Here is a 25,095-nt window from a genome sequence, read left to right as displayed (position 1 = left end):
CCCGGTTGAGACTTTCAGACGGTCGCCGGGCGGCGCAGGGCCTGCCGGCGCAGGCGGTTGAACAGCTTCGCGTTGTTCAGGGCGAAGACGCCCACCGTCGAGCCGTCACGCGAGAACGTCGCCACGAACGAAGACGACGACGGGTCGCCGTCCACGAACGAAAGCGTGTCGTCCGGGCGGGGATGGCCGGCCAGCTGCAAGGTCCCCGAATACTGGTCCGACCAGACGTATCCGCTCGGGGTGTAGGTCCGTGCGCTGTGCCCGGCCAGCAGGTTGGCCACCGCGACCGGTGCCTGCTCGGACGCGTTCGTCCAGTGCTCGTGCCGCAGTCCCGCGTACCGGGCCACGTCGCCCACCGCCACGACCTGAGGCAGCGAAGTGACCAGGCCCGCGTCGGTGTGGACGCCGTTGCCGACCGTCAACTCCGAGCCCGCCAGCCACTCGGTCGCCGGCGTCATCCCGACGCCGGCGACGACCACGTCGGCCGGGACGAGCGCACCGGAAGCCAGCTCGACGCCGGCCGGGGTGAGGCCGGAAACCTGGACGCCGCAGCGCAGGTCCGTGCCGTGGTCGAGGTGCAGCCGGGCGCAAACGGCGGCCAGCGAAGGGCCCAGGACCGGCGCCAGCGGCGCGGCCAGCGCCTCCAGGACCACCACGTCGAGACCCAGCGACCGGCACGTCGAGGCCACCTCGGCGCCGATGAACCCGGCCCCGACGATCACCACCCGCGCACCCGGCACCAAAGCGGCGCGCAAGGCATGCGCGTCGTCGACCGTCCGCAGCGTGTGGGCGCCCGCGAAGCCCGGCAGCCGGCGCGCCCGGCCGCCGGTGGCGATCACGACGCCGTCCGCGTGCACCGACGTGCCGTCCGACAGCAGCACGCGCCGGTTGGCCGGCTCCAGCGCCGTCGCCCGGACGCCGAGCCGGAAGTCCAGGGCCAGCGACGCCAGGTCGCCGGCGTCGAGCAGCTCCAGCGACTCGCGCGTCGCCGTCCCGGCCAGGAAGCCCTTCGACAGCGGCGGCCGGTCGTAGGGCAGGTGCGGTTCGTCGCCGATCAGCACGATCCCGCCGTCGTACCCCTGCGCGCGCAGCTCCTGCGCCGCGCGGACCCCGGCGAGTGAAGCGCCGACGACCGCGACGCGCTTCACGCGGCGTCCTCGTCGGCCACGCCCCGGACGTAGATGACGCCTTCGTCGACGACCACGGCGTACGTGCGCACCGGGTCCTTCGCCGGCAGGCAGGTCGGCATGCCGGTGCGCAGGTCGAACAGTGCCGCGTGCAGCGGGCACTCGACGAAGCGGCCTTCGAGCCAGCCGTCGGCCAGGGAGGCGTCCTGGTGGGTGCACGTGTCGCCGATGGCGTACAGCTCGCCGTCCTCGGTGTGGAACACCGCGATGGCGGGCGGCCCGGGGATCCGGACCGACTCTCCGGGGGGCAGTTCGTCCACCGTGCACGCGCGCATCATGCGTCCTCCGAGATTGTTGCGCATAGGGGAACATCAACTGTGATCCGCAACAAAGTCTGAATCCCCCGGAGGACGTCGTCAAGGGGGTACGCCCGGGTAGTTTTCGTTACCGGATAACGGGTGTTCCGGGCACGCCGAAGGCCCGTACCGGGGATGGCGGTACGGGCGCTGCGACGCCGGGGGCTAGTTCTCCCCGTGCCGGTAGAACGGCAGCTTGAGCGGGGCCAGCGGGGTGTTGCCGAGGATCAGGTCGGCGGCCTTCTCGGCGGTCATCATCACCGGGGCGTAGATGTTGCCGTTGGTGATGTAGGGCATCACCGACGCGTCCACCACGCGCAGGCCCTCGGTGCCGTGCACCCGCATGGTCTGCGGGTCGACGACGGACATGTCGTCCACGCCCATCTTCGTGGTGCACGACGGGTGCAGCGCGGTTTCGGCGTCCTTGGCGACCCAATCGAGGATCTCTTCGTCGGTCTCCACGGACGGTCCCGGCGAGATCTCCCCGCCGTTGTAAGGCTCCAGCGCGGGCTGGTTGAGGATCTTCCGCGCCACCCGCACCGCTTCGACCCATTCGCGGCGGTCGTTCTCGGTCGACAGGTAGTTGAACTTGATGGCCGGGTGCTGCCGCGGGTCGGTCGAAGTGATCTTCACCGAGCCGCGGGTGTCGGCGTACATCGGGCCGACGTGCACCTGGTAGCCGTGCCCTTCCGTGGGCGCCGAACCGTCGTAGCGGATCGCCACCGGCAGGAAGTGGAACATCAGGTTCGGGTACTTCACCTCGTCGTTGGACCGGACGAACCCGCCGCCTTCGAAGTGGTTGGTGGCGGCCGGCCCGGACCGCAGGAACAGCCACTGCGCGCCGATGTAGGGCCGCTTCCACTTCGCCAGCGAAGGCTGCATCGACACCGGCTGCTTGCAGGCGTACTGGATGTACACCTCGAGGTGGTCCTGCAGGTTTTCGCCGACGCCCGGCAGGTCCTTCACGACGTCGATGCCGAGCTTCTCCAGGTCGGCGGCGTTGCCGACGCCGGAGAGCTGCAGCAGCTGCGGCGTGTTGATCGCGCCGCCGCAGAGGATGACCTCCTTGCCGTACACCTCGGCCGGCACACCCCGGCCCTGCGCGTACTCGACGCCGACCGCGCGCGTGCCGTCGAAGAGGATCTGCGAGACGAACGCGCGGGTCTTCACCGTGAGGTTGGGCCGGTCCATCACCGGGTGCAGGTACGCGCCGGCCGCCGACAGCCGCCGTCCGTTCCGGACGTTCCGGTCGAAGGCCGCGAAGCCCTCCTGCCGGTAGCCGTTGACGTCGTCGGTGCGCGGGTAGCCCGCTTCCTCGGCGGCGTCGAAGAAAGCCGTGAACAACGGATTGGAAGCCGGGCCGCGTTCCAGCTCCAGCGGACCGTCGTGGCCACGCCACTGCCCGTCCGGCGCATCGGCGAGGCAGTTTTCCATCCGGTTGAAGTACGGCAGGCAGTGCGCGTAGTCCCAAGTGGACATCCCGGGGTCGGCGCCCCAGCGCTCGTAGTCCATCGGGTTGCCGCGCTGGAAGATCATCCCGTTGATGCTGGAGGACCCGCCGAGCACCTTGCCGCGCGCGTGGTAGATGCGACGGCGGTTCATGTACGGCTCGGGTTCGCTGCGGTAGCCCCAGTCGTAGAACTTCGACCCGATCGGGAAGGTCAGCGCGGCGGGCATGTGGATGAAGACGTCCCACTTGAAGTCCGACCGGCCCGCCTCCAGGACGAGGACCTTGTTCGCCGGGTCCGCGGAGAGCCGGTTCGCCAGCGCGCAGCCCGCCGAACCACCGCCGACGATGACGAAGTCGTAGGTTTCGGTGCTCATGCGTCCTCCTGAAGAACCTTGTTCAGCCGTCGGCCGGCGCAAGAGTCACCGCCGGCAGGTATGTCACGATCCATAGCGCCGTCCTAACCAGAACAAGGTTCTCAGCCGGGCAGGGTGTCCGGGGCGTTGTCGGGCATGTGTTCGGGGCTCGTGTGCGCGGAGCCCCAGGTGTGGCGCCGGACGTAGAGCATGATCGCACCGATGATCACGATCAGCCCGGTGACGATCACCGCGCCCCACTGGAAGTACCAGTGGTCGGAGCCGTAGACCTCGGCCCGCGGCCAGATCAGGTTGATCGTCATGGCCGCGCCGTAGACCACCGCGACCAGGTTCACCAGCGTGCCCCAGCGGCCCAGCTTGAAGTACGGGCCGTGGTCCGGCCGCGGCCAGCCGCCGCGCAGGCGGCGCACCAGCATCGGGCCGGTGACCATCAGGTAGGGGATGTAGAACAGGATGATCGCCGTCGAGGTCAGGATGAAGAACGCCCGCTGGTTGCCGAGGTTGATCAGCAGCACGACGACGGTGAGGCCGCCGGTCAGCAGCGCGGGCAGCACCGGGGTCTTCGACCGCGGCGAAACCTTCGCCATGGCCTTGCTGAACGGCAGGCGGCCGTCGCGGGCCATCGCCCAGGTCATCCGGATCGCCGCGGTCTGCACGGCGAGGCAGCAGACGGTGATCGCGATCGCCGAGCAGATCAGGAAGGCGTCGCCGAGCCCCTCGCCGAGGGTGCTCTTCAGCAGGTACGGCATGCCGGACGTGCTGAGCTCCTTGGCGCTCAGGTCGCCGACGGCCATCATGCCGAACAGCATGATCAGCCCGCCGACGATGAACGCCGCCGTGATCGCCCGGAGGATCGCGCGGGGCGCGTGCCGCCGCGGCTGGGTGGTCTCCTCGGCCAGCGAGCCCGCGGTGTCGAAGCCGTAGAAGACGTACGCGCTCATCAGCGACGCCACCAGGAACGCCCCGAGGTACCCGAACGAGTGACTCTCACCGGTGCCGGCGGTGTCGAAGACCAGGCTGGGGCCGCGCTTGATGTGGATGGCCAGCGCGATCACCAGCAGGACGCTCGCGCCGAGCTCCACCGCGACGCCGAAGTTGTTGATCTTCGCCATCAGCTTGACGCCGATGATGTTGACGATCGTGGCGAACACGACCAGCACCAGGGCCAGGATGATGGCGTTCTGCGCGCCGCCCGGCGTCGACGTCAGGCCGGCGTCTTCGTCGCTGCCGACGAGCTGGAACGCGGTCGACACCTGCGGCAGGATGATCTGGTACGCCACCGCGACGGCGGCCGCCGTCACGATCGCGCCGATGATCATGATCCAGCCGGCCAGCCACGACGTCGCCGGTTTCGCGATCTGCTTGGCCCACTGGTAAACCGAGCCGGCGAGCGGGAACTGCCCGGCGAGTTCGGCGAAGCACAGGGCCACGGCGGCCTGGCCGACGAAGACCAGCGGCCAGGTCCAGATGAACGCCGGTCCGCCCGAGCCGAAGCCGAAGAAGAACAGCTGGAACACGCCGGTCAGGATGGAGATGTAGCTGAAGCCGGCGGCGAAGCTGGAGAACGAGCCGAGCGAGCGCTCCAGCTCCTGGCGGTAGCCGAACTTGGCGAGGTCGGAGTTGTCGTCGGCAGCAGGCCCCCCGCCCGCCGGTATTTCCTGCGTGGTCATGGCAGCGTCCTTACGTGGTGGGGGTGGGATCAGCCCTTGAACCAGTGCTGCGGAACGGGATCGATGTTCTGGTAGATGTGCTTGCTCTCCTGGTACTCGGCCAGCCCGGACGGCCCGAGTTCGCGGCCGATGCCCGATTTGCCGAACCCGCCCCACTCCGCCTGGGGCAGGTAGGGGTGGTAGTCGTTGATCCACACGGTGCCGTGGCGCAGGGCCCCGGCGACGCGCTGGGCGCGGGACGCGTCCGACGTCCACACGGCTCCGGCGAGCCCGTACTCGGTGTCGTTGGCCAGGGCGATCGCGTCAGCCTCGTCGGTGAAGCGTTCCACGGTGACGACCGGGCCGAAGACCTCTTCCCGGACGATCGTCATCTCCGGGGTGCAGCCGGAGAAAACGGTGGGGCGCAGGAAGAAACCGCCTTCGTACTCCGGTCCTTCGGGGCGCTTGCCACCGGCCCGGAGCTGGGCGCCCTCCGCGAGAGCGCTTTCGATGTAGCCCTCGACCTTGGCGCGGTGTTGCGCCGAGACGAGCGGACCCGTTTCGGTCTCCGGGTCCAGGCCGTCGCCGACCCGGATGCGGTCGGCACGCGCGGCGAGGTCGGCGACGAACCGATCATGGATGCCATCTTCGACGATCAGCCGCGCGCCCGCTGAACAGACCTGTCCGGAATGGACGAACGCCGCCATCAGGGCGTAGTCGAGCGCCGTTTCGTAGTCGGCGTCGGCGAAGACGACGTTCGGGTTCTTGCCGCCGAGTTCGAGGGCGACCCGGCGGACGCCCTTCGCGGCGGCGGTCATGATCTTCTCGCCGGTCGCGTAGCCGCCGGTGAAGGAGACCAGGTCCACGGCCGGGTGCTCGACCATCGCCGCGCCGACGCGGCCGTCGCCGAGCAGGAGGTTGACGACGCCGGGTGGCGTGCCGGCTTCTTCGAGCAGGGCGACCAGCTTGATCGTGGTCAGCGGGGTGACCTCGCTGGGCTTGAGCACCACGGTGTTGCCCGCGGCCAGCGCCGGCGCGACCTTCCAGGACATCTGGAGCAGGGGGTAGTTCCAGGGCGCGATGAGCGCGCAGACGCCGACCGGTTCGTGCACGATCCGGCTGACCACGCTCGCGCTGCCCGCGTCGACCAGGCGTCCGGCGTCCTTGTCCGCGAGGTCGGCGTAGTAGCGGAAGACGTTCGTCACGTCGTCGATGTCGATGCGGCCTTCGCCGAGGGTCTTGCCGGTGTCGAGGCTCTCGGTGCGGGCCAGTTCCTCGCGGTCGCGGACCAGGAGGTCGGCTGTGCGGCGCAGCAGGGCGCCGCGTTCGGTGGCGGTCGTCCGCCGCCACGGGCCTTCGTCGAAGGCCCTCCGCGCGGCTCTGACCGCGGCATCGACCTCTTCGCGACCCGCTTCGGCGACGGTCTCGATGACCTGGCCGGTGGCGGGGTTCAGCACGTCGGAGCGGGTGCCGGCGGACGCGTCCGCCCAGATCCCGTCGATGTGGAGGTCTTTCATGCGGCCCTTCCCGGATCGGTAGTGGCTGCTCGGCGCGTTGAGTGCGTACATTTGTACGCGAAGCGTGTACAGATGTCCACAAGGGGGCTCGACACCGATGTCGAACACGGAACCCGCCGCGGCCCGGCGCCGCGGCCCGAACGACCCGGAACGGCGGGCGCGGATCGCCAAGGCCGCGATCGAGGTCGTCGCCCAGCGGGGGATCGACGGCGTCACCCACCGGGCCGTCGCGGCCGCCGCCGGCGTGCCGCTGGGCTCGACGACCTACCACTTCGCGACCCTGGACGACCTGCTGGAAGTGGCCCTGGTCGAGGCGGCGGAGAAGAACGTCCACGCGCTGAAGGAGTGGGAGTCGGCGCTCCCGCCGGACACCGACTTCGCCGCGGCCCTCGCCGACCTGGTCATGGGCTACATCAACGAGCAGTACCGCGACACGGTGGTCGAGTACGACCTCTACGTGGCCGCGCTGCACCGGCCCCGGCTGCGCAAGGCGAGCGCGGCCTGGGACGACGCCCTGATCGCGTTCTTCGGCTCCCGCACCGACCCGCTCACCGGCCGCCTCCTCGCGGGCTTGTTCTGCGGCCTCCTGATGCAGGCGGCCCTGGCCGACCCCCGCCCCACCCGCGAGGAGATCGAAACCCTCTTCCGCCGCGCCATCACCGGCCCCGCCGCCTGACGGAGACGCCAACACGCGTGATTGGGAAGCCGACACGCGTGATTGAGGGGTCGACACGGCGGGTCCGCGTGTCGACCCTCTGATCACGCGTGTCGACTGTTCAATCACGCGTGTCGACCCTTCGGTCACGCCGTGTGGGTGAAACCCGTGGCGGGGCACTGAAAAACTTGGGTTGACAGCGGGTTGGGCGGGAGTCACTCTGGTGCGGAGTGTGCAACGTGACGCGTTCTGCGCAACTGCTCCCGTCCTGATCCGCGGAGAGGACCACGCCGGTGACCACAACCGATCTGCCGCCGAGCCTGCTCGCCACCTTGCCCGGCAGCTCCTACACCGATCCGGCGATCTTCGCGCTGGAGCAGGCGAAGATCTTCGAGGCGGACTGGTTCTGCGCCGTGCGCAGCGCGGACCTCGCCGGTCCCGGGGCGTTCGAGACCGTGCAGATCGGCAAGGAGAGCGTGCTCGTCTCGCGGGGCCGGGACGGCAAGCTGAACGCGTTCCTCAACGTCTGCCGCCACCGCGGCGCCCGGCTGTGCACCGCGGAGAGCGGCACGGTCAAGCGCGCCTTCCAGTGCCCGTACCACGCCTGGACCTACGGGCTCGACGGCAAGCTGATCGCCGCGCCCAACCTCACCGGGATGCCGGACGTCGACCGGACCGAGTTCGGCCTGACGAAGGTCCACCTGCGCGAGTGGCTCGGCTACGCCTGGGTCTGCCTGGCCGACGAGCCGCCGTCGTTCGAAGACGCCGTCGTCGGCGCGGTCACCGAACGCCTCGGCGGCGCCGAAGAGATCGACGCCTACGGCATCGACGGCCTCGCGCTGGGCAAGCGCATCGAGTACGACGTGAAGGCGAACTGGAAGCAGATCATCGAGAACTTCATGGAGTGCTACCACTGCGCGACGATCCACCCGGAGCTCACCGAGGTGCTCCCGGAGTTCGCCGACGGTTACGCCGCGCAGTACTACGTCGGCCACGGCGCCGAGTTCGGCGGTGACATCAAGGGCTTCACCATCGACGGCTCCGAAGGCGTCGACCGGCTGCCCGGCGTGACCGAGGCCCAGGACCGCAAGTACTACGCGATCACCATCAAGCCGGGCGTCTTCGTCAACCTGGTCCCGGACCACGTGATCCTGCACCGGATGTTCCCGCTCGCCCCGGACCGGACGCTGGTCCGCTGCGACTGGCTCTACCTGCCCGAAGTCGTCGAGTCCGGGCGCGATCTGACCCGCTCGGTGGAGCTGTTCCACCGCGTCAACCTGCAGGACTTCGAGGCGTGCGAACGCTGCCAGCTGGCGATGGACTCGCGCTCCTACGTCAACGGCGGGGTGCTCGTGCCCAGCGAGCACCACATCGGCGCCTTCCACGACTGGGTCCGCGCGCGCCTGGCGGTCTAGATCAACGCCCGGATGGCGGCCTCGAAGCCGGTGACGTGCTCGAGCGTGAGGGCGGCGGCCTTCTCGGCGTCACCCTCGATGATCGCGGTGAGGAGCGGGACGTGCTCGTCGATGTGGCCGGCCATCCCGGACAGCCGGGGCACGAACACGCACCAGATCCGGGTCGCGAGGTTGTCGTACCGGATCAGCGTGTCCTCGAGGAACGGGTTGTGCACGCACCGGTAGATCGCCCGGTGCAGGGCGAGGTCGGTGCGCAGCAGCTCGGCGTTGTCCCGGCCCGGGGCGCCCGCGTCGAGCTGCGCGCGCAGCTCGGTCAGGGCCGCCCGGTCGGCCTCGGTCGCGCGCCCGGCCGCGGCGGCCGTCGCCATCGGCTCCAGCGTCCGCCGCACCTCGGAGATGTGCGCGAGGTCGGAGATGTTGACGTCGGTGGCGAACGTCCCGCGCCGCGGGTAGGCGACGACCAGGCGTTCGGACTCCAGCCGCTTCAGCGCCTCGCGGATCGGCGTCCGGCCCATGCCGAGCGTGCTGCCGAGCTCCTCCTCGTTGAGCGGGGAGCCCGGCGGGATGTCCAGCATGACCAGGCGATCACGCACGAAGCGGTACGCCTGTTCGGCCAGGGATGGGGGATTGACCTGGGGGTGCACGCCGCTTAGCCTACATCGACGATTGATATATCAGAAGTCGACCACGGAAGGTTTCCGATGCCCTCGATGCTCAACCGCTCCTTGGCCGACTACGACCCGGCGGTGGCCGAAGCGATCGGCGCCGAGCTGCGCCGGCAGCAGACGACGCTGGAGATGATCGCCTCCGAGAACTTCGCGCCGCTCTCCGTCCTGCAGGCCCAGGGCTCGGTGCTCACCAACAAGTACGCCGAGGGGTACCCGGGCCGCCGCTACTACGGCGGCTGCGAGCACGTGGACGTCGTCGAGCAGCTCGCCATCGACCGGGTCAAGGCGCTTTTCGGCGCCGGGTTCGCCAACGTCCAGCCGCACTCGGGTGCCCAGGCCAACGCCGCCGCCATGGCCGCGCTGCTCAAGCCCGGCGACAAGATCCTCGGCCTGGCGCTGGCCCACGGCGGCCACCTGACCCACGGCATGCGGATCAACTTCTCCGGGCTGCTCTACGACGTCGCCACCTACGTTGTGTCCGAAAAGGACTATCGGGTGGACATGGCGGAGGTCGAGCGGCTGGCGAAGGAGCACCGGCCGAAGCTGGTCATCGCCGGCTGGTCGGCCTACCCGCGGCAGCTCGACTTCGCGCGCTTCCGCGAGATCGCCGACGAGGTCGGCGCGTACCTGCTGGTCGACATGGCGCACTTCGCCGGGCTGGTCGCCGCGGGCCTGCACCCGTCGCCGGTGCCGCACGCGCACGTCACGACGACCACCACGCACAAGACCCTCGGCGGCCCGCGCGGCGGCGTGGTGCTCACCGACGACCCGGCGCTCGCGAAGAAGGTCAACTCGGCCGTCTTCCCCGGTCAGCAGGGTGGCCCGCTCGAACACGTCATCGCGGCCAAAGCGGTCGCCTTCAAGATGGCTTCCGAACCCGAGTTCGCCGAGCGCCAGCAGCGGACGCTGCGCGGCGCGAAGCTCCTGGCCGAGCGGCTGCTCGTCGAGGAGGACATCTCCGTGCTGACCGGCGGCACCGACGTCCACCTGGTGCTCGCCGACCTGCGGAACTCCGAACTCGACGGTAAGCAGGCCGAAGACCGGCTGCACGAGGTCGGCATCACGGTGAACCGCAACGCCGTCCCGTTCGACCCGCGGCCGCCGATGGTGACGTCCGGTCTCCGCATCGGCACCCCGGCGCCGGCCACCCGCGGCTTCGGGGACGCCGAGTTCCGCGAGGCCGCCGACGTCATCGCCGAGGCGCTCCGGCCCGGCTACGACGTCGAGAAGCTGCGGGCCCGCGTGACCGCGCTCGCCGAAGCGTTCCCGCTGTACCCCTCGGAGGAGGCTCGATGACCGACCTGCCGGACCACCCGGACTTCCTCTGGGACAACCCCGAGCCGAAGAAGGCCTACGACGTCGTCGTGGTCGGCGGCGGTGGACACGGCCTCGCCACGGCGTACTACCTGGCCAAACAGGGCATTACCAACGTGGCCGTGCTGGAGAAGGGCTGGCTCGCCGGCGGCAACATGGCCCGCAACACCACGATCATCCGCTCGAACTACCTCTGGGACGAGAGTTCCGGCATCTACGAGCACTCCCTCAAGCTGTGGGAAGGGCTCGAGGAGGACCTCGGCTACCCGATCCTGTTCAGCCAGCGCGGGGTGCTCAACCTGGCGCACAGCCTGCAGGACGTCCGGGACAGCGTCCGCCGCGTGGAGGCCAACAAGCTGAACGGCATCGACGCCGAGTGGGTGGACGCCGACGGCGTCAAGGAGATCTGCCCGATCGTCAACACCGCGCCGGACGTCCGCTACCCGGTGCTCGGCGCGACCTTCCAGCCGCGCGCGGGCATCGCGAAGCACGACTACGTGGCCTGGGGTTTCGCTCGCGCCGCGCACGCGCTGGGTGTCGACCTCATCCAGAACTGCGAGGTCACCGGCATATCCACTGTGGACGGACGGGTCACCGGCGTCGAGACGACCCGGGGCCGGATCGCCGCGGGCAAGGTGGGGCTGTGCGCGGCCGGCCACACGTCGGTGCTGGCGAAGATGGTGGGCCTGGACCTGCCGCTGACGTCGCACCCGCTGCAGGCACTGGTGTCCGAGCTGCTGGAGCCGATCCACCCGACGGTCGTCATGTCGAACGCCGTGCACGTCTACGTTTCCCAGGCGCACAAGGGCGAGCTCGTGATGGGCGCCGGCATCGACAGCTACAACGGCTACGGCCAGCGCGGTTCGTTCCACATCATCGAGCAGCAGATGGCCGCCGCGCTGGAGCTGTTCCCGGTGTTCGCGCGGGCACACCTGCTGCGGACGTGGGCGGGCATCGTCGACACCAGCCCGGACGCCTCGCCGATCATCGGCCTCACGCCGGTGGAGAACCTGTTCCTCAACTGCGGCTGGGGCACCGGCGGCTTCAAGGCGACGCCGGGTGTCGGGGACGTCTTTGCGGCGACCATCGCGCGCGGTAAGCCGCACGAGTACGCCGAGCCCTTCGCCCTCGACCGGTTCACCACCGGCGCCCTCGTCGACGAGCACGGCGCCGCCGCCGTCGCGCATTAGGAGCTCTGACATGCAACTGATTCCCTGCCCCTGGTGCGGGCCGCGTGAGGAAGCCGAGTTCCACTACGGCGGCCAGGCGCACGTCGCCTACCCGGCCGACCCGTCGGCGATGTCGGACGAAGAGTGGGCGAAGTTCGTCTTCTTCCGCGACAACCCGAGTGGCCCGTTCGCCGAGCGCTGGAGCCACTCCGCGGGGTGCCGCCGGTGGTTCAACGCCGTCCGCGACACGCGCACCCACGACCTGCAGGCGGTCTACCGCCTCGACGAGCCCAGGCCGGTGATCTCATGACCCGACTGTATAACGGGGACGGCCGCCTCAGCGGCGTCGGCGGCCGCGGCTCTCCGCTCAAGTTCACCTTCGACGGCCGCGAGCTGACCGGTTTCCTCGGCGACACCCTGGCGTCCGCGTTGCTGGCCAACGGCATCCACCGGGTCGCGACCAGCATCAAGTACGGCCGGCCGCGCGGCATCGCCGGCGCCGGCGTCGAGGACTCGAACGCGCTGGTGCAGATCGAAGCGCCGTTTCCGGAGCCGATGCTGAGCGCGACGACGGTCGAGTTGTACGACGGCCTCGTCGCTCGCGGGCTGTCCGGCCAAGGCCGCCTCGCCGCCGAACCGGACCCGGCTCGCTACGACGCCAAGCACGCCCACTGCGACGTCCTGGTCGTCGGTGCCGGTCCCGCCGGGCGGGCCGCCGCGGCCGCCGCGTCCGGCCGGGTCCTGCTCGTGGACGACCAGCCCGGCGGCGAAGCTCCCGAGGGCGTCCGGTTCCTCTCGCGCACCACGGCGTTCGGGGTCTACGACGACGGGTTCGTGCTGGCCCTGGAACGCCGGGGCGAGCCCGCCGCTCCCGAACGCATCTCGCGGCAGCGCGTTTGGCGGATCCGGGCGAAGCGGATCGTCATCGCGACCGGCGCCCACGAGCGGCCGATCGTGTTCCCGGACAACGACCGTCCCGGCATCATGCTCGCCTCGGCCGCCCGCACGTACCTGAACCGCTACGGCGTGCTCGCCCGGCAGCGCGTGGTCGTGTTCACCACCAACGATTCCGCGTACGACGCCGCCGCCGAACTGGCCGACGCCGGGGCCGAGATCGTGCGGATCGTCGATGCCCGTGAGGGCTACGGCATCATCGGCACCGACGGCGACGAGCACATCACTGCCGCGCACGTCGCGAAACTCGGCGAGACGCGTGGTGAGCGGGTCGAGTGCGACCTGCTGCTCGTGTCCGGCGGCTGGAACCCGGCGGTGCACCTGTTCAGCCAGGCCCGCGGCAAGCTCCGGTACGCGGGCGAGCTGGGCGCGTACGTCCCGGACGGTGACCTGCCGACGGTGCGCGTCGTGGGCGCGGCCGCGGGTGAAGGCCTGCCGGAGTCGAAGATCCTCTGGCAGGTGCCCGCGCCCGAATCCGAAGTGGACACCCGGTTCGTGGACCAGCAGCGCGACGCCACCGTGTCCGACGTCCTGCGCGCCACCGGCGCCGGGCTGCGCTCACTGGAGCACATCAAGCGCTACACGACCATCGGCACCGCACACGACCAAGGCAGGACGTCCGGCATGCTCGCGGCGGGTATCACCGCCGAAGCCCTCGGTGCCGACTTGGCGACCCAGCGCCCGACGACGTTCCGGCCGCCGTACACCCCGGTCTCGTTCGCCGCACTCGCCGGGCGGGACCGCGGTGAGCTGCACGACCCCGTGCGCGTCACGACGATCCACCCGTGGCACGTCGAGCACGGCGCCGAGTTCGAGAACGTCGGCCAGTGGAAGCGGCCGTGGTACTACCCGCGGCCCGGCGAGTCGATGGCCGAGGCCGTCCGGCGCGAATGCCACGCGGCCCGCACCGACGTCGCCCTCATGGACGGGTCCACGCTGGGCAAGATCGACGTCCAGGGCCCGGACGCCGGCTGGTTCCTCGACATGCTCTACACGAACATGATGAGCACCCTCAAGGTCGGCCGGATCCGCTACGGCGTGATGTGCGGCATCGACGGCATGGTGATCGACGACGGGACGGTGATCCGCGTCGGCGAGGAGCGGTTCCTGGTCACCACGACCACCGGCAACGCGGCGAAGATCCTCGAGTGGATGGAGGAGTGGCTCCAGACGGAATGGCCGCACCTGCGTGTTTTCGCGACGTCGGTCACCGAGCACTGGACCACGATCCCGCTGGTCGGACCGCGCTCGCGGGAAGTCCTCGGCCGCCTGGCGCCGGATCTCGACGTGTCCAACGAGGCCTTCGGGTTCATGACCTGGCAGGACGCCGAAGTCGCCGGGCTCGCGGCGCGGGTCTGCCGGATCAGCTTCTCCGGCGAGCTGGCGTACGAGATCAACGTGCCTTCGTGGCACGGTCTCGCGCTCTGGCAGTCCATAGTGGATCAAGGCGCCACGCCGTACGGCACCGAGACCATGCACGTCCTGCGCGCCGAGAAGGGCTACCCGATCATCGGCCAGGACACCGACGGCACGGTCACCCCGCAGGACCTCGGCCTGTCGTGGGCGGTGTCGAAGAAGAAGGCCGACTTCATCGGCAAGCGCAGCTTCGCCCGCGCCGAGAACAACCGGCCGGACCGCAAGCAGTTCGTCGGCCTGCTGCCCGTGGATCCGTCGATTCTGCTGCCGGAAGGGTCGCAGATCATCGAATCGGAGACAGTGCCGGAACCGCCGGTGCGGATGCTCGGCCACGTCACCTCCAGCTACGACAGCGCCGCCCTCGGCCGCACTTTCGCGCTGGCCCTGGTGCGCTCGGGCCGCGAGCGCATCGGCGAGACGCTCTACGTGCCGGTCGGGGACCGGGTGGTGCCGGTGACCGTGACCGAATCCGTGCTCTTCGACAAGGAAGGAGCCCGCCGTGACGGTTGACGCGGTCCACGAACCGTTCCGCACCCAGCTCACCGTCCGCCTCCGCGAGGGGCGCAGCCTGCTCGGCGCCGACCTGCCCGGACCGTGCACCTTCACCAGCGGCAGCGGCGTCGACATCCTCTGGATGGGCCCCGACGAGTACCTCGTGCTCGCCGGACCCGGCCGCCAGGCCGAGCTGGAAGCCGCGCTGCGGGACGAGGGCGCGGCGGCCGTCACCGACGTCTCGGCGCAGCGCAACGTCTTCCGGCTCACCGGGTCGCATGCGGCCGATGTGCTGGCGCACGGATGCTCGATCGACCTGGAGGTGTCGCCGCCGGGAACGTGCGTCCAGACGTTGCTGGCGCGGACCGGGATCGTGCTGATGGTCCGGGAAGAGGGCTTCACGGTCCTGGTGCGCCAGTCCTTTTCGGACTACTTCACGGCCTGGCTGGCCGACGCGAGCCTGGAGTACGTCTCGTGACCTTCACCCTGACGCTCAAGTGCCCGGAACGCTCGGGCATCGTGCACGCCGTCACGACGTTCCTGGTCGGGCAGGGCTGCGACATCGTCGAGCACCAGCAGTTCGACGACGACGTCCGCGGCTCGCTGTTCCTGCGCACGTCCTTCACCCGCAGCGAACAGACCACAGTGGACGATCTGACCCGCGCGTTCGCCCCGGTGGCCGGCGACTTCGGCATGGAGTTCGGCTTCTCCGACGGGACGCCGCCGCGGATCCTCGTCATGGTGTCGAAGTTCGGGCACTGCCTCAACGACCTGCTCTTCCGCTGGCGTGCGGGCGGCCTGGGCGCGGAGATCGCCGTGGTCGTGTCCAATCACGAGGACCTGCGGCCGATGGCCGAGGCGGCCGGTGTGCCCTTCGTGCACGTCCCGGTCGCACCCGACACCAAGCCCGAGGCCGAGCAGCGGCTGCTCGACCTCGTCGGCGAGTACGAGGCCGACCTCGTCGTGCTCGCCCGGTACATGCAGGTGCTGTCGAACGAGCTGTGCCAGAAGCTCGAAGGCCGCGCGATCAACATCCACCACTCGTTCCTGCCCGGGTTCAAGGGCGCCAAGCCCTACCACCAGGCCTACGACCGGGGCGTGAAGTACGTCGGCGCGACCGCGCACTACGTCACCCCCGACCTCGACGAGGGCCCGATCATCGAGCAGGAAGTGCAGCGCGTCGACCACACGTACTCGCCGCGCGAGCTGGTGACCGTCGGCCGCGACGCCGAAGCCCTCGCCCTCTCCCGCGCGGTGCGCTGGCACTGCGAACGCCGCGTCCTGCTCAACGGCAACAGCACCGTCGTCTTCCGTTAGGAGCCCGCCATGACCGCACCGCGAGTAGTCATCATCGGCGCCGGCATCGTCGGCGCGAACCTCGCCGACGAGCTGACCGCCCGCGGCTGGATCGACGTCACCGTGCTCGACCGGGGCCCGCTGCCGCGCACCGGCGGGTCCACCTCGCACGCGCCCGGCCTGGTGTTCCAGACCAACGCGTCCAAGGCCATGACGGACTTCGCGAAGTACACCGTCGAGAAGATGCTGGCCCTGGACTGCTTCCTCCAGGTCGGCGGCATGGAGGTGGCCACCACCCCGGCCCGCTGGGAGGACCTCAGGCGCAAGCACGGCTGGGCGACCTCGTGGGGCGTCGAAGGGTCGCTGATCGACGCTTCCGAATGCGTCGATCGCTGGCCGCTCCTGGACGGCTCGCGGATCTTCGGCGCGCTGCACGTCCCGACCGACGGGCTCGCGCGGGCCGCCAAGGCCGCCGGGGTGCTGGCCGAGCGGGCGGGTTCGCGCGGCGCGAAGTTCATCGGCTCGACGCGGGTCACCGACGTGCTGTCCGACGGTGGCCGCGTCACCGGCGTCCGGACCGACCAGGGCGACTTCCCGGCCGACGTCGTCGTGTCGTGCGCCGGGTTCTGGGGCCGCGAGATCGGCGCGATGGTGGGCATGGACGTCCCGCTGCTGCCGCTGGCCCACCAGTACGCGAAGACCGGGCAGGTCGCGGAACTCGTCGGCCGCAACACCGACGAGGTCGAGGCGAGCCTTCCCATCCTGCGTCACCAGGACCAGGACCTGTACTTCCGCGAGCACGTCGACCGGCTCGGCATCGGCTCCTACGCCCACCGCCCGATGCCGGTCGAAGAGTCCACTTTGGATCCTTCGGTGACCGAGACGGCCATGCCGTCCATGCTGCCCTTCACGGAGGACGACTTCGCGCCGTCATGGGAACAGAGCCGGCTGCTGCTGCCCGCGTTGCGGCAGACGAAGGTCGAAGAGGGCTTCAACGGGATCTTCTCCTTCACCCCGGACGGCCAGTCGCTGGTCGGCGAGTCGGCCGACGTCCGCGGGTTCTGGCTGGCCGAGGCGATCTGGGTGACGCACTCCGCGGGCATCGCGAAGGCGGTGGCCGAACTGCTCGTCGACGGGCATTCCGAAGTGGACACCCACGACATCGACGTCCACCGTTTCGAAGAGGTACAGCTCGCGCCTTCGTACGTGAGCGAGACGGCGCAGCAGAACTTCGTCGAGGTGTACGACATCCTGCACCCGTTGCAGCCCAAGCTGTCCCCGCGTGACCTGCGGGTGACGCCGTTCCACGCGCGTCAGCGCGAGCTGGGCGCGGTGTTCCTGGAGGCGGTGGGCTGGGAGCGGCCGCACTGGTTCGAGGCCAACGCACCGCTGCTGAAGAAGCTGCCGCACGAATGGCTGCCGCCGGCGCGGGACGCCTGGTCGGCGCAGTTCCACTCGCCGATCGCCGCGGCCGAGGCGTGGCACACGCGCAACGGCGTCGCGCTGTACGACATGACGCCGTTGAAGCGCGTGGAGATCAGCGGGCCCGGGTCGCTGGCGTTCCTGCAGTCGCTCACCACCAACCAGCTGGACAAGTCGGTCGGTTCGGTGACGTACACGCTGATGCTCGACTCCGCCGGCGGCGTGCGCAGTGACGTCACGGTCGCGCGGCTCGAGCCCGAGGTGTTCCAGGTCGGGATCAACGGGACCATCGACGTCGACCACTTCGTCAAGCACGCGCCGCCGGGTGTCCAGGTCCGGGACACCACCGGCGGCACGTGCTGCATCGGCGTCTGGGGACCGCTCGCCCGTGACCTCGTGCAGCCGCTCTCGCAGGAGGACTTTTCGCACCAGGGGCTCAAGTACTTCCGGGCCCGCAAGGCGCGGATCGCCGGGGTGCCGGTGGTCGCGATGCGACTGTCCTATGTGGGCGAACTGGGCTGGGAGATCTACACGAGCGCGGACCACGGCCTCCGGCTGTGGGACGCGCTGTGGGCGGCCGGGCAGCCGCTGGGGGTCATCGCGGCCGGGCGGGCGGCGTTCAACAGCCTGCGGCTGGAGAAGGGCTACCGGCTGTGGGGGACGGACATGACCACCGAGCACGACCCGTACGAGGCCGGGCTGGCCTTCGCCGTGCGTCCCGCGAAGGGCGACTTCCTGGGGCGGGACGCGATCGAAGGCCGGAGCGAGGAGACGGCGTCGCGGCGGCTGCGGTGCCTGACGATCGACGACGGCCGCACGGTCCTGCTGGGCAAGGAACCGGTGTTCGTCGACGGCGTGGCTTCGGGTTATGTCACGAGTGCCGCGTACGGGTACACCGCCGGGCGGCCGATCGCCTACGCGTGGCTCCCGGCGTCGGCGGACATCGGCAGCGGCGTGGAGATCGAGTACTTCGGCCGCCGGGTCGCGGCCACCGTGGCCGCCGAGCCGCTGGTCGACCCCGGCATGGAACGGATCCGGCGGTAATCCACAGCAAGTCCACGGAAGCGCGACAGGAAATTCTCAGGAAGGAGGCGTTAGCTGGGACGAGCCGGAGGCTTGTCGAGAGCTGGAGCTGTGCATGAGCGAGTACGACCGAGGACCGCGGGGCGGCGGCGAGTACCCGTACGGCTACGGCCAGGGTGGGTACTCGCCGGACTACTACGGCCAGAACGGCTACCCGCAGGACCAGGGCTACCACCAGCAGCAATACGACCAGCAGCAATACGACCAGCCCCGTGACCAGTGGGGCCGCCCGTACCCGCCGTACACGCAGCCGATCTACTCCTACCCGCAGCCCGCCTACCAGCCACCGCCGCGCCGGCGGCATCCGCTGCGCGCGCTGACGGTGGCGATCGTCGCGATCGCGCTGGCCGTGGTCGCCGGGCTCGGGATCGGGCACCTGATCTCGGGGGTGAACGCGCCCACCGCGGGCGGCAACCAGAACTTCGGCTTCTCCGGGCAGCCGAGCGCGGCCAAGACGGTGCTCGACCCCGACGCCGTGGCGGCCAAGGTCAACCCGGCCATCGTGAACATCAACACCGAGCTCGGCCTGCAGGGCGCGGCCGCGGCGGGCACCGGCATCGTGCTCACCGCCGACGGCGAGGTGCTGACCAACAACCACGTCGTCGCGGGCGCGACCAGCATCAAGGTCACCAGCATCGGCACCGGCGACACCTACAAGGCCGAAGTCGTCGGCTACGACCGCACCGAGGACATCGCGGTCCTGCAGCTGCAGGACGCGTCCGGGCTGCCCACCGCGACCATCGGCGATTCGGCCAAGGTGCAGGTCGGCGACCAGATCCTCGGGCTGGGCAACGCCGGCGGCCGCGGTGGCGACCCGGTGCCCGCGCCGGGCACGGTGACGGCGCTGGACCAGTCGATCACCGCCTCGGACGAGTCCAGCGGGTCGTCCGAGCAGCTGACCGGGCTCATCCAGGTCCGGGCGAACATCGAGTCGGGGGACTCCGGCGGCCCGCTCGTCAACGCGGACGCCCAGGTCATCGGCGTCGACACCGCCGCGTCCACCGGCTACCAGCTGAACGGGCGCCGCAGCGGCGGGGCCGGCCAGGGCTTCGCCATCCCGATCAACCAGGCCGTCGACATCGCCCACAAGATCGTCGCCGGGCAGGCGTCCGACAAGATCCACATCGGCAAGACGGCGTTCATGGGGGTCTCGGTGACCGACGGCCAGGGTGGCGCCAAGGTCCGCGAGGTCGTCCAGCGCGGGCCGGCGCAGAAGGCGGGCCTCGCGGCGGGCGACGTGATCACGGCGATCGACGGCAAGCCGACCGGCTCGGCGACGGCGTTGACGAACGTCATGGACACCCACCACCCGGGTGACCAGCTGACGCTGACCGTGACCAGCGCCGCCGGCGGTCAGCGGCAGCTCCAGGTCAAGGCGATCGAAGGCCCGGTCGGCTAGCGCAGGGTTTCCCGCAGCACTTCGCGGTGGGTTTGCTTGGCCGCGAGGTACTTCTCCCGGCCGGCCTCGGTGATCGTGACGAAGATGCCGCGCCGGTCCACCTCGCACAACGCGCGCTCGACCAGGCCCTCCTTCTCCAGGCGGGCGACCAGCCGGGACGTGGCGCTCTGGCTGAGGTGGATGGCCTCGGTGAGGTCGGCCGACCGGCACTTGGAGTCGCCGGTCGCGACCCGCTCCAGGGCTTCGAACTCGTTCGCGCCGATGCCGTGGCGCTCCTGCAGGCGGCACTCCAGCGCGCTGAACACGGCCGAGTAGCGGGCCAGCAGCTCGTGCCACTCCTGGACCAGTTCCTTCTCGGCGACGTCGCTCACGGCGACCAACTTAGCATGCACGGACATCAGATGCAAACACATTAAATGCTTGGACATTAGATGCGCGTGCATGTAATGTCGCCGCCATGAGTTCTTCCGTGTCTTTGTCCACCACCTCGACCCGGTGGGACGCACGTCTCTGGGGTGTCCTGCTCACTGTCTCGATCGTCATCGGCCTCGACGCGCTCGACGTGTCGATGGTCGGGGTCGCGCTCCCGGCCATCCAGGCCGACCTCGGCCTGTCCACCAACGCGCTGCAATGGGTCGTCAGCGGCTACGTGCTCGGCTACGGCGGGCTGCTGCTGCTCGGCGGCCGCACCGCCGACCTGCTCGGCCGCCGCCGCGTGTTCCTCGTCGCCGTCGCGATCTTCGCGCTGGCCTCCCTGCTCGGCGGCCTCGTCGACGACGGCGCGCTGCTCATCGCGAGCCGGTTCATCAAGGGCCTGGCCGCCGCGTTCACGGCGCCGGCCGCGTTGTCCATCATCACCACGACGTTCCACGAGGGCCCGGCCCGCAACAAGGCGATCAGCATCTTCGCCGTGTTCGGCGCCAGCGGCTACTCGGCCGGTCTCGTGTTCTCCGGCCTGCTGACCGAGGTCGGCTGGCGCTGGACGTTCCTGCTGCCCGCGCCGATCGCCTTGGTGGCCCTGGTCGCCGCGTGGAAGCTGATCCCGTCGTACCGCGCCGAAACCGGCGGCGGCTACGACTTCCCGGGCGCCATCACCGGCGCGGCCGGTTCGCTGCTGCTGGTGTTCGGCGTGGTCGAGGCGCCGGAGGTCGGCTGGGCCGCCCCGCGCACGCTGATCACGTTCGCCGTCGCGCTGGCGCTGCTGGTGACGTTCGTGGTCATCGAAAAGCGCAGCCGCCACCCGTTGCTGCGCCTGGGCATCCTGAAGTCCGGCCCGCTGGCCCGGGCCAACCTCGGCGGTGCGCTGTTCTTCGGCGCGTACATCGGCTTCCAGTTCGTCGTGATGCTGTACCTGCAGCGGGTGCTGGGCTGGTCGGCGTTGCAGACGGCGCTGGGCTTCCTGCCGGCGGCGCTGATCGTGGCGTTCGGTTCCCCGCGCATCGAGCCGCTGATCGACCGGCTGGGCACGCCCCGCACGATCTTCGCGGGCGTGGTCGCGCACGTCATCGGCTACGCGCTGTTCCTGCGCATCGACGAGCACTCCGGTTACGCGGGCAGCGTGCTGCCGAGCATGATCCTGCTCGGCATCGGCTTCACGCTGGCGTTCTCGTCGCTCAACATCCAGGCCACGGCGGGCGTCTCGGACAACGAGCAGGGCCTGGCCGGCGGCCTGCTGAACACGTCACTGCAGGTGGGCGGGGCGATCGGCCTGGCGGTGGTGACGGCGGTCCTGACCGCCAACGGCGGCCGCGAGGCTTCACCGGCGGCCCTGCTGACCGGCCTGACGCCGGCGTTGACCGTGGTCACCGGGATCGCGGTGCTGGGCCTGCTGGTCGCGGCGAGCGGCCTGGTCGCCCGGAAGCGGACGGTCGAGGAACCGGTCGTCGAGGAAGATCTGCTCGCTCTCGCGGACTGAGCCGGCTGATCGGGAACGCGGAAGGACCACCATCGTCGGGGATGGTGGTCCTCCCGCGTCCGAGCGGCGCCGGAATCCGTCGGTGCCCTCCGCTGGCGTGGAAATCGGGGGCTGCTCAGGCTGGGACGGCCACCGCTCGCCGCGGCCCGTGGAAGCGCAGGGCCGCCACCGCCGTCACCGCGATCCCGGCCGCCGCCAGCAGCACCGCCGTACGCAGACCGTCCACTGTGGCCACTCGGAGCGCCTCGCCCGACCGCCCGTGCGTGCCGGCGTTCGCCACCGCGACGAACACCGCCAAGCCCACCGAGCCGCCGACCTGCTGGGCCGTCGACGCCACTCCGGACGCCACTCCCTGGTCGGCCGCCGGGATCCCGGCCGCCGCCGCGCCGAACATCAGCGTGTAGCCCGCGCCCTGGCCCAGGCCCAGCACGACCAGGGCCGGCACCAGCGCCAGGTAGGACGCGTCCAGCGTCATCGACAGCCCGAGCGCCACCGCCCCGGCGCCGCCGACGACCAGGGAACCCACCAGTGTCGCGCGGGTTCCGTAGCGGGTCGCCAGCCGGCCCGCGGCCTGGGAGCCGGCCGCGATCGCCACCATCGGCACGCCGAACGCCAGTCCCGTCGCCAGTGCGCCGTAGCCGTGCACGCCCTGGAAGTACCCGGTCAGGAAGTACAGCAGCGTGCCGAACGTGCCCATGTAGAGGAACGTCACCACCACGCCGGTGCCGAGGTTGCGGTCGCGCAGCAGCCGCGGCGGCAGCAGCGGGTCGCGGCCCCGGCGTTCGATCGCCGCGAACGCGGCCAGCAGCGCGAGCCCCGCCGCCGCCGTGCCGAGGACCACGGCCGATGTCCAGCCCAGCTCCGGGCCTTCGACCAGGGCGAACACCACCAGCGTCGTGCCGAGGGTCGCCGTCAGGGCGCCGGCGAGGTCGAACCGGCGGCCGGGCTCCCGGGCGGGGTCCTTGGCCAGGAGCGGGAAGGCGAGCGCCGCGGCGGCCGCGGCCAGCGGGACGTTCACGAAGAACACCGCCGCCCAGCCGAACGCCTGCGTCAGCACCCCGCCCAGCAGCGAGCCGAGGATCATGCCGCTGCCGCCCGCCGTACCCCACACGGCGAACGCGCGGTTGCGTTCGCGACCGGCCGCGAACGACGTGCTGACCAGCGTCAGCGTCGCCGGGAAGAGCAGCGCGCCGCCCAGGCCCTGGCCGGCGCGGGCCGCGACGAGCAGGCCGGGGTCCCCGGCCAGCCCGCCGGCCAGCGACGAACCCGCGTAGAGCGCGCACCCCAGTGCGAAGACCCGGCGCGGGCCGAACAGGTCGCAGGCCCGCCCGCCCAGCAGGAGCGCCCCGCCGAAGGCCACGGCGTAGGCGCTCACCACCCACTGCAGGCTCTGGGCGCCGAACCCGAGGTCACGGCCGATGTCCGGCAGGGCCACGTAGACGATGTTGTAGTCGAGGGACATGATCAGCTGCGCGAAGGCCAGCAGGGCCAGCACCGCGCCCGGGCGGCGGCTCATCGGGCCACTCGCTCGTCGGTGCCCGGCACCTTCGCCGTGGTGATGGCGATGCGGTTCCACGTGTTGATGGTGAAGATCAGCGCGAGCAGCTGGGCCAGTTCTTCCTCGCCGAACTGTTCGAGCGCCCCGGCGTAGACGTCGTCGGGGACGCCGCCTTCGTGGATGAGCGTGACCGCTTCGGTCAGCGCCAGCGCGGCCCGCTCCTTCTCGCTGAAGAAGTGCCCGGCCTCGTGCCACACGGCGACCATGTGCAGCCGCTCCTCGCTCTCGCCGGCCTTGCGGGCGTCCGAGGTGTGCATGTGCAGGCAGTACGCGCAGCGGTTGAGCTGCGACGCGCGGATCTGGACCAGCTCGACCAGTGCGGGGTCGAGCCCGGCGCGGGCGGCGGCGTCGAAGCCGATCAGGGCCTTGAAGGCCTTCGGGGCGGTCTTGGCGAAGTTGATGCGGGAGTTCGTCATGACCAGAAATCTAGGGCCGGTTTGACCTCCGTGTAGGGTGCATTTCCATGGCAAAAGCGTGGGTCAATTCGGGGGAGCGGCTCGGCGCCGACCTGCACCTGGAGCTGACCGGACCCGGCGGCAAGCGGGCCGCGCTCATCGCCGCCCTGCGGGACGCCGTCCGCGCCGGGCGGCTCGCCCCGGGCACCCGGCTGCCGCCCTACCGGTCGCTGGCCGCCGACCTCGGCCTGGCCCGCAACACCGTCGCCGACGCCTACGCCGAGCTGGTCGCCGAAGGCTGGCTCACCGCCGTCCAGGGCTCCGGCACCCGCGTCGCCGAGCGCGCCGAACCCCTCAAGCCGGTCCGGGCACCGGCGCGGACGCCACCGGCACCGAAACCGGCGTACCACCTCCGGCAGGGCCAGCCGGACGCGACGTCGTTCCCGCGCACCGAGTGGCTCGCCGCCGCGCGCCGCGCGCTCAACGTGGCCCCGCACGACGCCTTCGGCCCCGGCGACCCGCGCGGCCGCCCGGAACTGCGGACCGCACTGGCCCAGTACCTCGCGCGGGCCCGTGGCGTGCGGACGTCACCGGAGCGGATCGTCGTGTGCTCGGGGTTCGCCCACGCCCTGCGGCTGCTGTTCCCGGCCGTGCTGCGGGGACCGCTCGCCGTCGAGTCCTACGGCCTCGCGTTCCACCGCTCGATCTTCGCCGCCGCCGGCGTGCCGACGATCCCGCTGGCCCTGGACGAACACGGCGCGCGCGTCGAAGACCTCGACGTCCCGGCGGTGCTGCTGACGCCGGCGCACCAGTTCCCGACCGGCGGCCCGCTGCACCACGACCGCCGCACCGCGGTCATCGGGCACGTCCGCGCAACCGGCGGCGTGCTCATCGAGGACGACTACGACGGGGAATTCCGCTACGACCGCAAGCCGGTCGGCGCGGTCCAGGGCCTCGACCCCGAGCACGTCGTCTACGCCGGTTCGGTCAGCAAGAGCCTCTCGCCCGCCGTGCGCCTGGGCTGGCTGGTGCTGCCCGCGCACCTCGTCGACCCGGTGCTCGCGGTGAAGGGCGAGCGCGAGGCGTGGGCGGGCGTGCTGGACCAGCTCACCCTGGCCGAGTTCCTGACGTCCGGCGCGTACGACCGGCACATCCGCCGGATGCGCCAGCGCTACCGCCACCGGCGCGACCAGCTGGTGGCGGCCCTCGCCGAGCGGGCACCCCACGTGACACCGACGGGCATCGCGGCGGGCCTGCACGCCGTGCTGCGGCTCCCGCCGGGCACCGAGAAGGCCGCACTGAAGGCGGCGGCCTGGCAGGGACTGGCCCTGGACGGCCTGGCGGCGTTCCGGCACCCGGACAGCACGATGTCCACAATGGACGGGCTGGTTGTCGGCTACGCGACCCCGCCGGAACACGCTTACCCCGCGGCTCTCGATGCGCTGTGCCGTGCGCTGCCGCCCGCCTGACA

The 25,095-nt window shown here is 70.8% G+C and carries 21 protein-coding genes; 12 read left to right on the top strand and 9 right to left on the bottom strand.

Translation table 11 applies throughout. From position 1 onward, the window contains the following. Positions 1-14 precede the first annotated feature (14 nt). The 5 genes from C2L58_RS16015 to C2L58_RS15995 all read right to left on the bottom strand — a co-directional run bounded on the left by C2L58_RS16015 (position 15) and on the right by C2L58_RS15995 (position 6,473). Positions 15-1,148: an NAD(P)/FAD-dependent oxidoreductase gene (locus tag C2L58_RS16015; protein ID WP_103338368.1), complete on the bottom strand. Its 1,134-nt coding sequence runs from the start codon at positions 1,146-1,148 to the stop codon at positions 15-17. After that, a complete protein-coding gene (locus C2L58_RS16010; protein ID WP_103338367.1) occupies positions 1,145-1,465 on the bottom strand; it encodes a bifunctional 3-phenylpropionate/cinnamic acid dioxygenase ferredoxin subunit in 321 nt (106 codons plus the stop codon). Before C2L58_RS16010 ends, C2L58_RS16015 begins: the two co-directional genes overlap by 4 nt. A 183-nt stretch (positions 1,466-1,648) precedes the next feature. Then, the gene (betA, locus tag C2L58_RS16005; RefSeq protein ID WP_103338366.1) at positions 1,649-3,307 is read right to left on the bottom strand and encodes a choline dehydrogenase; all 1,659 of its coding nucleotides are present in this window, start codon (positions 3,305-3,307) and stop codon (positions 1,649-1,651) included. Between the two features lie 101 nt (positions 3,308-3,408). Then, on the bottom strand, positions 3,409-4,977 hold the full coding sequence (locus tag C2L58_RS16000) for an amino acid permease (protein ID WP_103338365.1): 1,569 nt from the start codon (positions 4,975-4,977) through the stop codon (positions 3,409-3,411). 29 nt (positions 4,978-5,006) lie between these two features. After that, positions 5,007-6,473, bottom strand: coding sequence for an aldehyde dehydrogenase family protein (locus C2L58_RS15995; RefSeq protein ID WP_103338459.1), 1,467 nt, complete (start codon positions 6,471-6,473; stop codon positions 5,007-5,009). Positions 6,474-6,570: 97 nt separating this feature from the next. Between C2L58_RS15995 and C2L58_RS15990 the strand changes: the two genes are divergently transcribed. Next, positions 6,571-7,149: a TetR/AcrR family transcriptional regulator gene (locus C2L58_RS15990; RefSeq protein WP_103338364.1), complete on the top strand. Its 579-nt coding sequence runs from the start codon at positions 6,571-6,573 to the stop codon at positions 7,147-7,149. Positions 7,150-7,421: 272 nt separating this feature from the next. Beyond that, entirely contained in the window at positions 7,422-8,543 is a 1,122-nt protein-coding gene (locus C2L58_RS15985) for an aromatic ring-hydroxylating oxygenase subunit alpha (protein ID WP_103338363.1), read from the top strand. Here C2L58_RS15985 and C2L58_RS15980 read toward each other — a convergent pair. After that, positions 8,540-9,187: a GntR family transcriptional regulator gene (locus tag C2L58_RS15980; RefSeq protein WP_103338362.1), complete on the bottom strand. Its 648-nt coding sequence runs from the start codon at positions 9,185-9,187 to the stop codon at positions 8,540-8,542. The genes C2L58_RS15985 and C2L58_RS15980 overlap by 4 nt on opposite strands. A 57-nt stretch (positions 9,188-9,244) precedes the next feature. Between C2L58_RS15980 and glyA the strand changes: the two genes are divergently transcribed. From glyA to C2L58_RS15940, 8 genes are all read left to right on the top strand, one after another. Next, complete coding sequence (gene glyA, locus C2L58_RS15975; protein ID WP_103338361.1) at positions 9,245-10,507, top strand: serine hydroxymethyltransferase; 1,263 nt, start codon at positions 9,245-9,247, stop codon at positions 10,505-10,507. Further along, positions 10,504-11,715, top strand: a complete 1,212-nt coding sequence (locus C2L58_RS15970) for a sarcosine oxidase subunit beta family protein (protein ID WP_103338360.1) — start codon at positions 10,504-10,506, stop codon at positions 11,713-11,715. The genes glyA and C2L58_RS15970 overlap by 4 nt, the downstream gene beginning before the upstream one ends. 10 nt (positions 11,716-11,725) lie before the next feature. Next, positions 11,726-12,004, top strand: a complete 279-nt coding sequence (locus C2L58_RS15965; RefSeq protein WP_103338359.1) for a sarcosine oxidase subunit delta — start codon at positions 11,726-11,728, stop codon at positions 12,002-12,004. Continuing rightward, on the top strand, positions 12,001-14,574 hold the full coding sequence (locus C2L58_RS15960; protein ID WP_103338358.1) for a 2Fe-2S iron-sulfur cluster-binding protein: 2,574 nt from the start codon (positions 12,001-12,003) through the stop codon (positions 14,572-14,574). The genes C2L58_RS15965 and C2L58_RS15960 overlap by 4 nt, the downstream gene beginning before the upstream one ends. After that, positions 14,564-15,034: a sarcosine oxidase subunit gamma gene (locus C2L58_RS15955; protein WP_103338357.1), complete on the top strand. Its 471-nt coding sequence runs from the start codon at positions 14,564-14,566 to the stop codon at positions 15,032-15,034. Before C2L58_RS15960 ends, C2L58_RS15955 begins: the two co-directional genes overlap by 11 nt. Further along, the gene (gene purU, locus C2L58_RS15950; RefSeq protein ID WP_103338356.1) at positions 15,031-15,873 is read left to right on the top strand and encodes a formyltetrahydrofolate deformylase; all 843 of its coding nucleotides are present in this window, start codon (positions 15,031-15,033) and stop codon (positions 15,871-15,873) included. Before C2L58_RS15955 ends, purU begins: the two co-directional genes overlap by 4 nt. 9 nt (positions 15,874-15,882) lie before the next feature. After that, a complete protein-coding gene (locus tag C2L58_RS15945) occupies positions 15,883-18,318 on the top strand; it encodes a GcvT family protein (RefSeq protein ID WP_103338355.1) in 2,436 nt (811 codons plus the stop codon). Between the two features lie 94 nt (positions 18,319-18,412). Further along, positions 18,413-19,756, top strand: a complete 1,344-nt coding sequence (locus C2L58_RS15940; protein WP_103338354.1) for a S1C family serine protease — start codon at positions 18,413-18,415, stop codon at positions 19,754-19,756. On the opposite strand, the gene C2L58_RS15935 is transcribed toward C2L58_RS15940, so the two are convergent. After that, on the bottom strand, positions 19,753-20,127 hold the full coding sequence (locus C2L58_RS15935) for a MarR family winged helix-turn-helix transcriptional regulator (protein ID WP_103338458.1): 375 nt from the start codon (positions 20,125-20,127) through the stop codon (positions 19,753-19,755). The two genes, C2L58_RS15940 and C2L58_RS15935, sit on opposite strands and share 4 nt — an antisense overlap. Before the next feature lie 86 nt (positions 20,128-20,213). Here C2L58_RS15935 and C2L58_RS15930 point away from each other — a divergent pair, with 86 nt between their 5' ends. Next, a complete protein-coding gene (locus C2L58_RS15930) occupies positions 20,214-21,671 on the top strand; it encodes an MFS transporter (protein WP_103338353.1) in 1,458 nt (485 codons plus the stop codon). A 115-nt stretch (positions 21,672-21,786) separates the two neighbouring features. Here the strand turns inward: C2L58_RS15930 and C2L58_RS15925 are convergent, their stop codons facing one another. Continuing rightward, a complete protein-coding gene (locus tag C2L58_RS15925; RefSeq protein ID WP_103338352.1) occupies positions 21,787-23,187 on the bottom strand; it encodes an MFS transporter in 1,401 nt (466 codons plus the stop codon). Continuing rightward, positions 23,184-23,645: a carboxymuconolactone decarboxylase family protein gene (locus C2L58_RS15920; RefSeq protein WP_103338351.1), complete on the bottom strand. Its 462-nt coding sequence runs from the start codon at positions 23,643-23,645 to the stop codon at positions 23,184-23,186. The genes C2L58_RS15925 and C2L58_RS15920 overlap by 4 nt, the downstream gene beginning before the upstream one ends. A 47-nt stretch (positions 23,646-23,692) precedes the next feature. On the opposite strand from C2L58_RS15920, the gene pdxR reads away from it, so the two are divergent. After that, the gene (pdxR, locus tag C2L58_RS15915; RefSeq protein WP_103338350.1) at positions 23,693-25,093 is read left to right on the top strand and encodes a MocR-like pyridoxine biosynthesis transcription factor PdxR; all 1,401 of its coding nucleotides are present in this window, start codon (positions 23,693-23,695) and stop codon (positions 25,091-25,093) included. The last annotated feature ends 2 nt before the right edge of the window (positions 25,094-25,095 follow it).

The sequence above is a fragment of the Amycolatopsis sp. CA-126428 genome, assembly GCF_002904335.1.
Lineage (GTDB): Bacteria > Actinomycetota > Actinomycetes > Mycobacteriales > Pseudonocardiaceae > Amycolatopsis.
The sequence above is the reverse complement of the archived record's forward strand: the minus strand, read 5'-3'. Positions and strand labels throughout refer to the sequence as shown.

What these genes read in the sequence shown, in the direction of transcription:
- C2L58_RS15970 (WP_103338360.1), top strand. Translation starts at nt 10,504, where the DNA reads ATGACCGACCTGCCGGACCACCCGGACTTCCTCTGGGACAACCCCGAG.
- C2L58_RS15960 (WP_103338358.1), top strand. Translation starts at nt 12,001, where the DNA reads ATGACCCGACTGTATAACGGGGACGGCCGCCTCAGCGGCGTCGGCGGC.
- C2L58_RS15945 (WP_103338355.1), top strand. Translation starts at nt 15,883, where the DNA reads ATGACCGCACCGCGAGTAGTCATCATCGGCGCCGGCATCGTCGGCGCG.
- glyA (WP_103338361.1), top strand. Translation starts at nt 9,245, where the DNA reads ATGCCCTCGATGCTCAACCGCTCCTTGGCCGACTACGACCCGGCGGTG.
- C2L58_RS16000 (WP_103338365.1), bottom strand. Translation starts at nt 4,977, where the DNA reads ATGACCACGCAGGAAATACCGGCGGGCGGGGGGCCTGCTGCCGACGAC.
- C2L58_RS15990 (WP_103338364.1), top strand. Translation starts at nt 6,571, where the DNA reads ATGTCGAACACGGAACCCGCCGCGGCCCGGCGCCGCGGCCCGAACGAC.
- C2L58_RS15965 (WP_103338359.1), top strand. Translation starts at nt 11,726, where the DNA reads ATGCAACTGATTCCCTGCCCCTGGTGCGGGCCGCGTGAGGAAGCCGAG.
- C2L58_RS15995 (WP_103338459.1), bottom strand. Translation starts at nt 6,473, where the DNA reads ATGAAAGACCTCCACATCGACGGGATCTGGGCGGACGCGTCCGCCGGC.
- betA (WP_103338366.1), bottom strand. Translation starts at nt 3,307, where the DNA reads ATGAGCACCGAAACCTACGACTTCGTCATCGTCGGCGGTGGTTCGGCG.
- pdxR (WP_103338350.1), top strand. Translation starts at nt 23,693, where the DNA reads ATGGCAAAAGCGTGGGTCAATTCGGGGGAGCGGCTCGGCGCCGACCTG.
- C2L58_RS15940 (WP_103338354.1), top strand. Translation starts at nt 18,413, where the DNA reads ATGAGCGAGTACGACCGAGGACCGCGGGGCGGCGGCGAGTACCCGTAC.
- C2L58_RS15925 (WP_103338352.1), bottom strand. Translation starts at nt 23,187, where the DNA reads ATGAGCCGCCGCCCGGGCGCGGTGCTGGCCCTGCTGGCCTTCGCGCAG.
- C2L58_RS15930 (WP_103338353.1), top strand. Translation starts at nt 20,214, where the DNA reads ATGAGTTCTTCCGTGTCTTTGTCCACCACCTCGACCCGGTGGGACGCA.
- C2L58_RS16010 (WP_103338367.1), bottom strand. Translation starts at nt 1,465, where the DNA reads ATGATGCGCGCGTGCACGGTGGACGAACTGCCCCCCGGAGAGTCGGTC.
- C2L58_RS15920 (WP_103338351.1), bottom strand. Translation starts at nt 23,645, where the DNA reads ATGACGAACTCCCGCATCAACTTCGCCAAGACCGCCCCGAAGGCCTTC.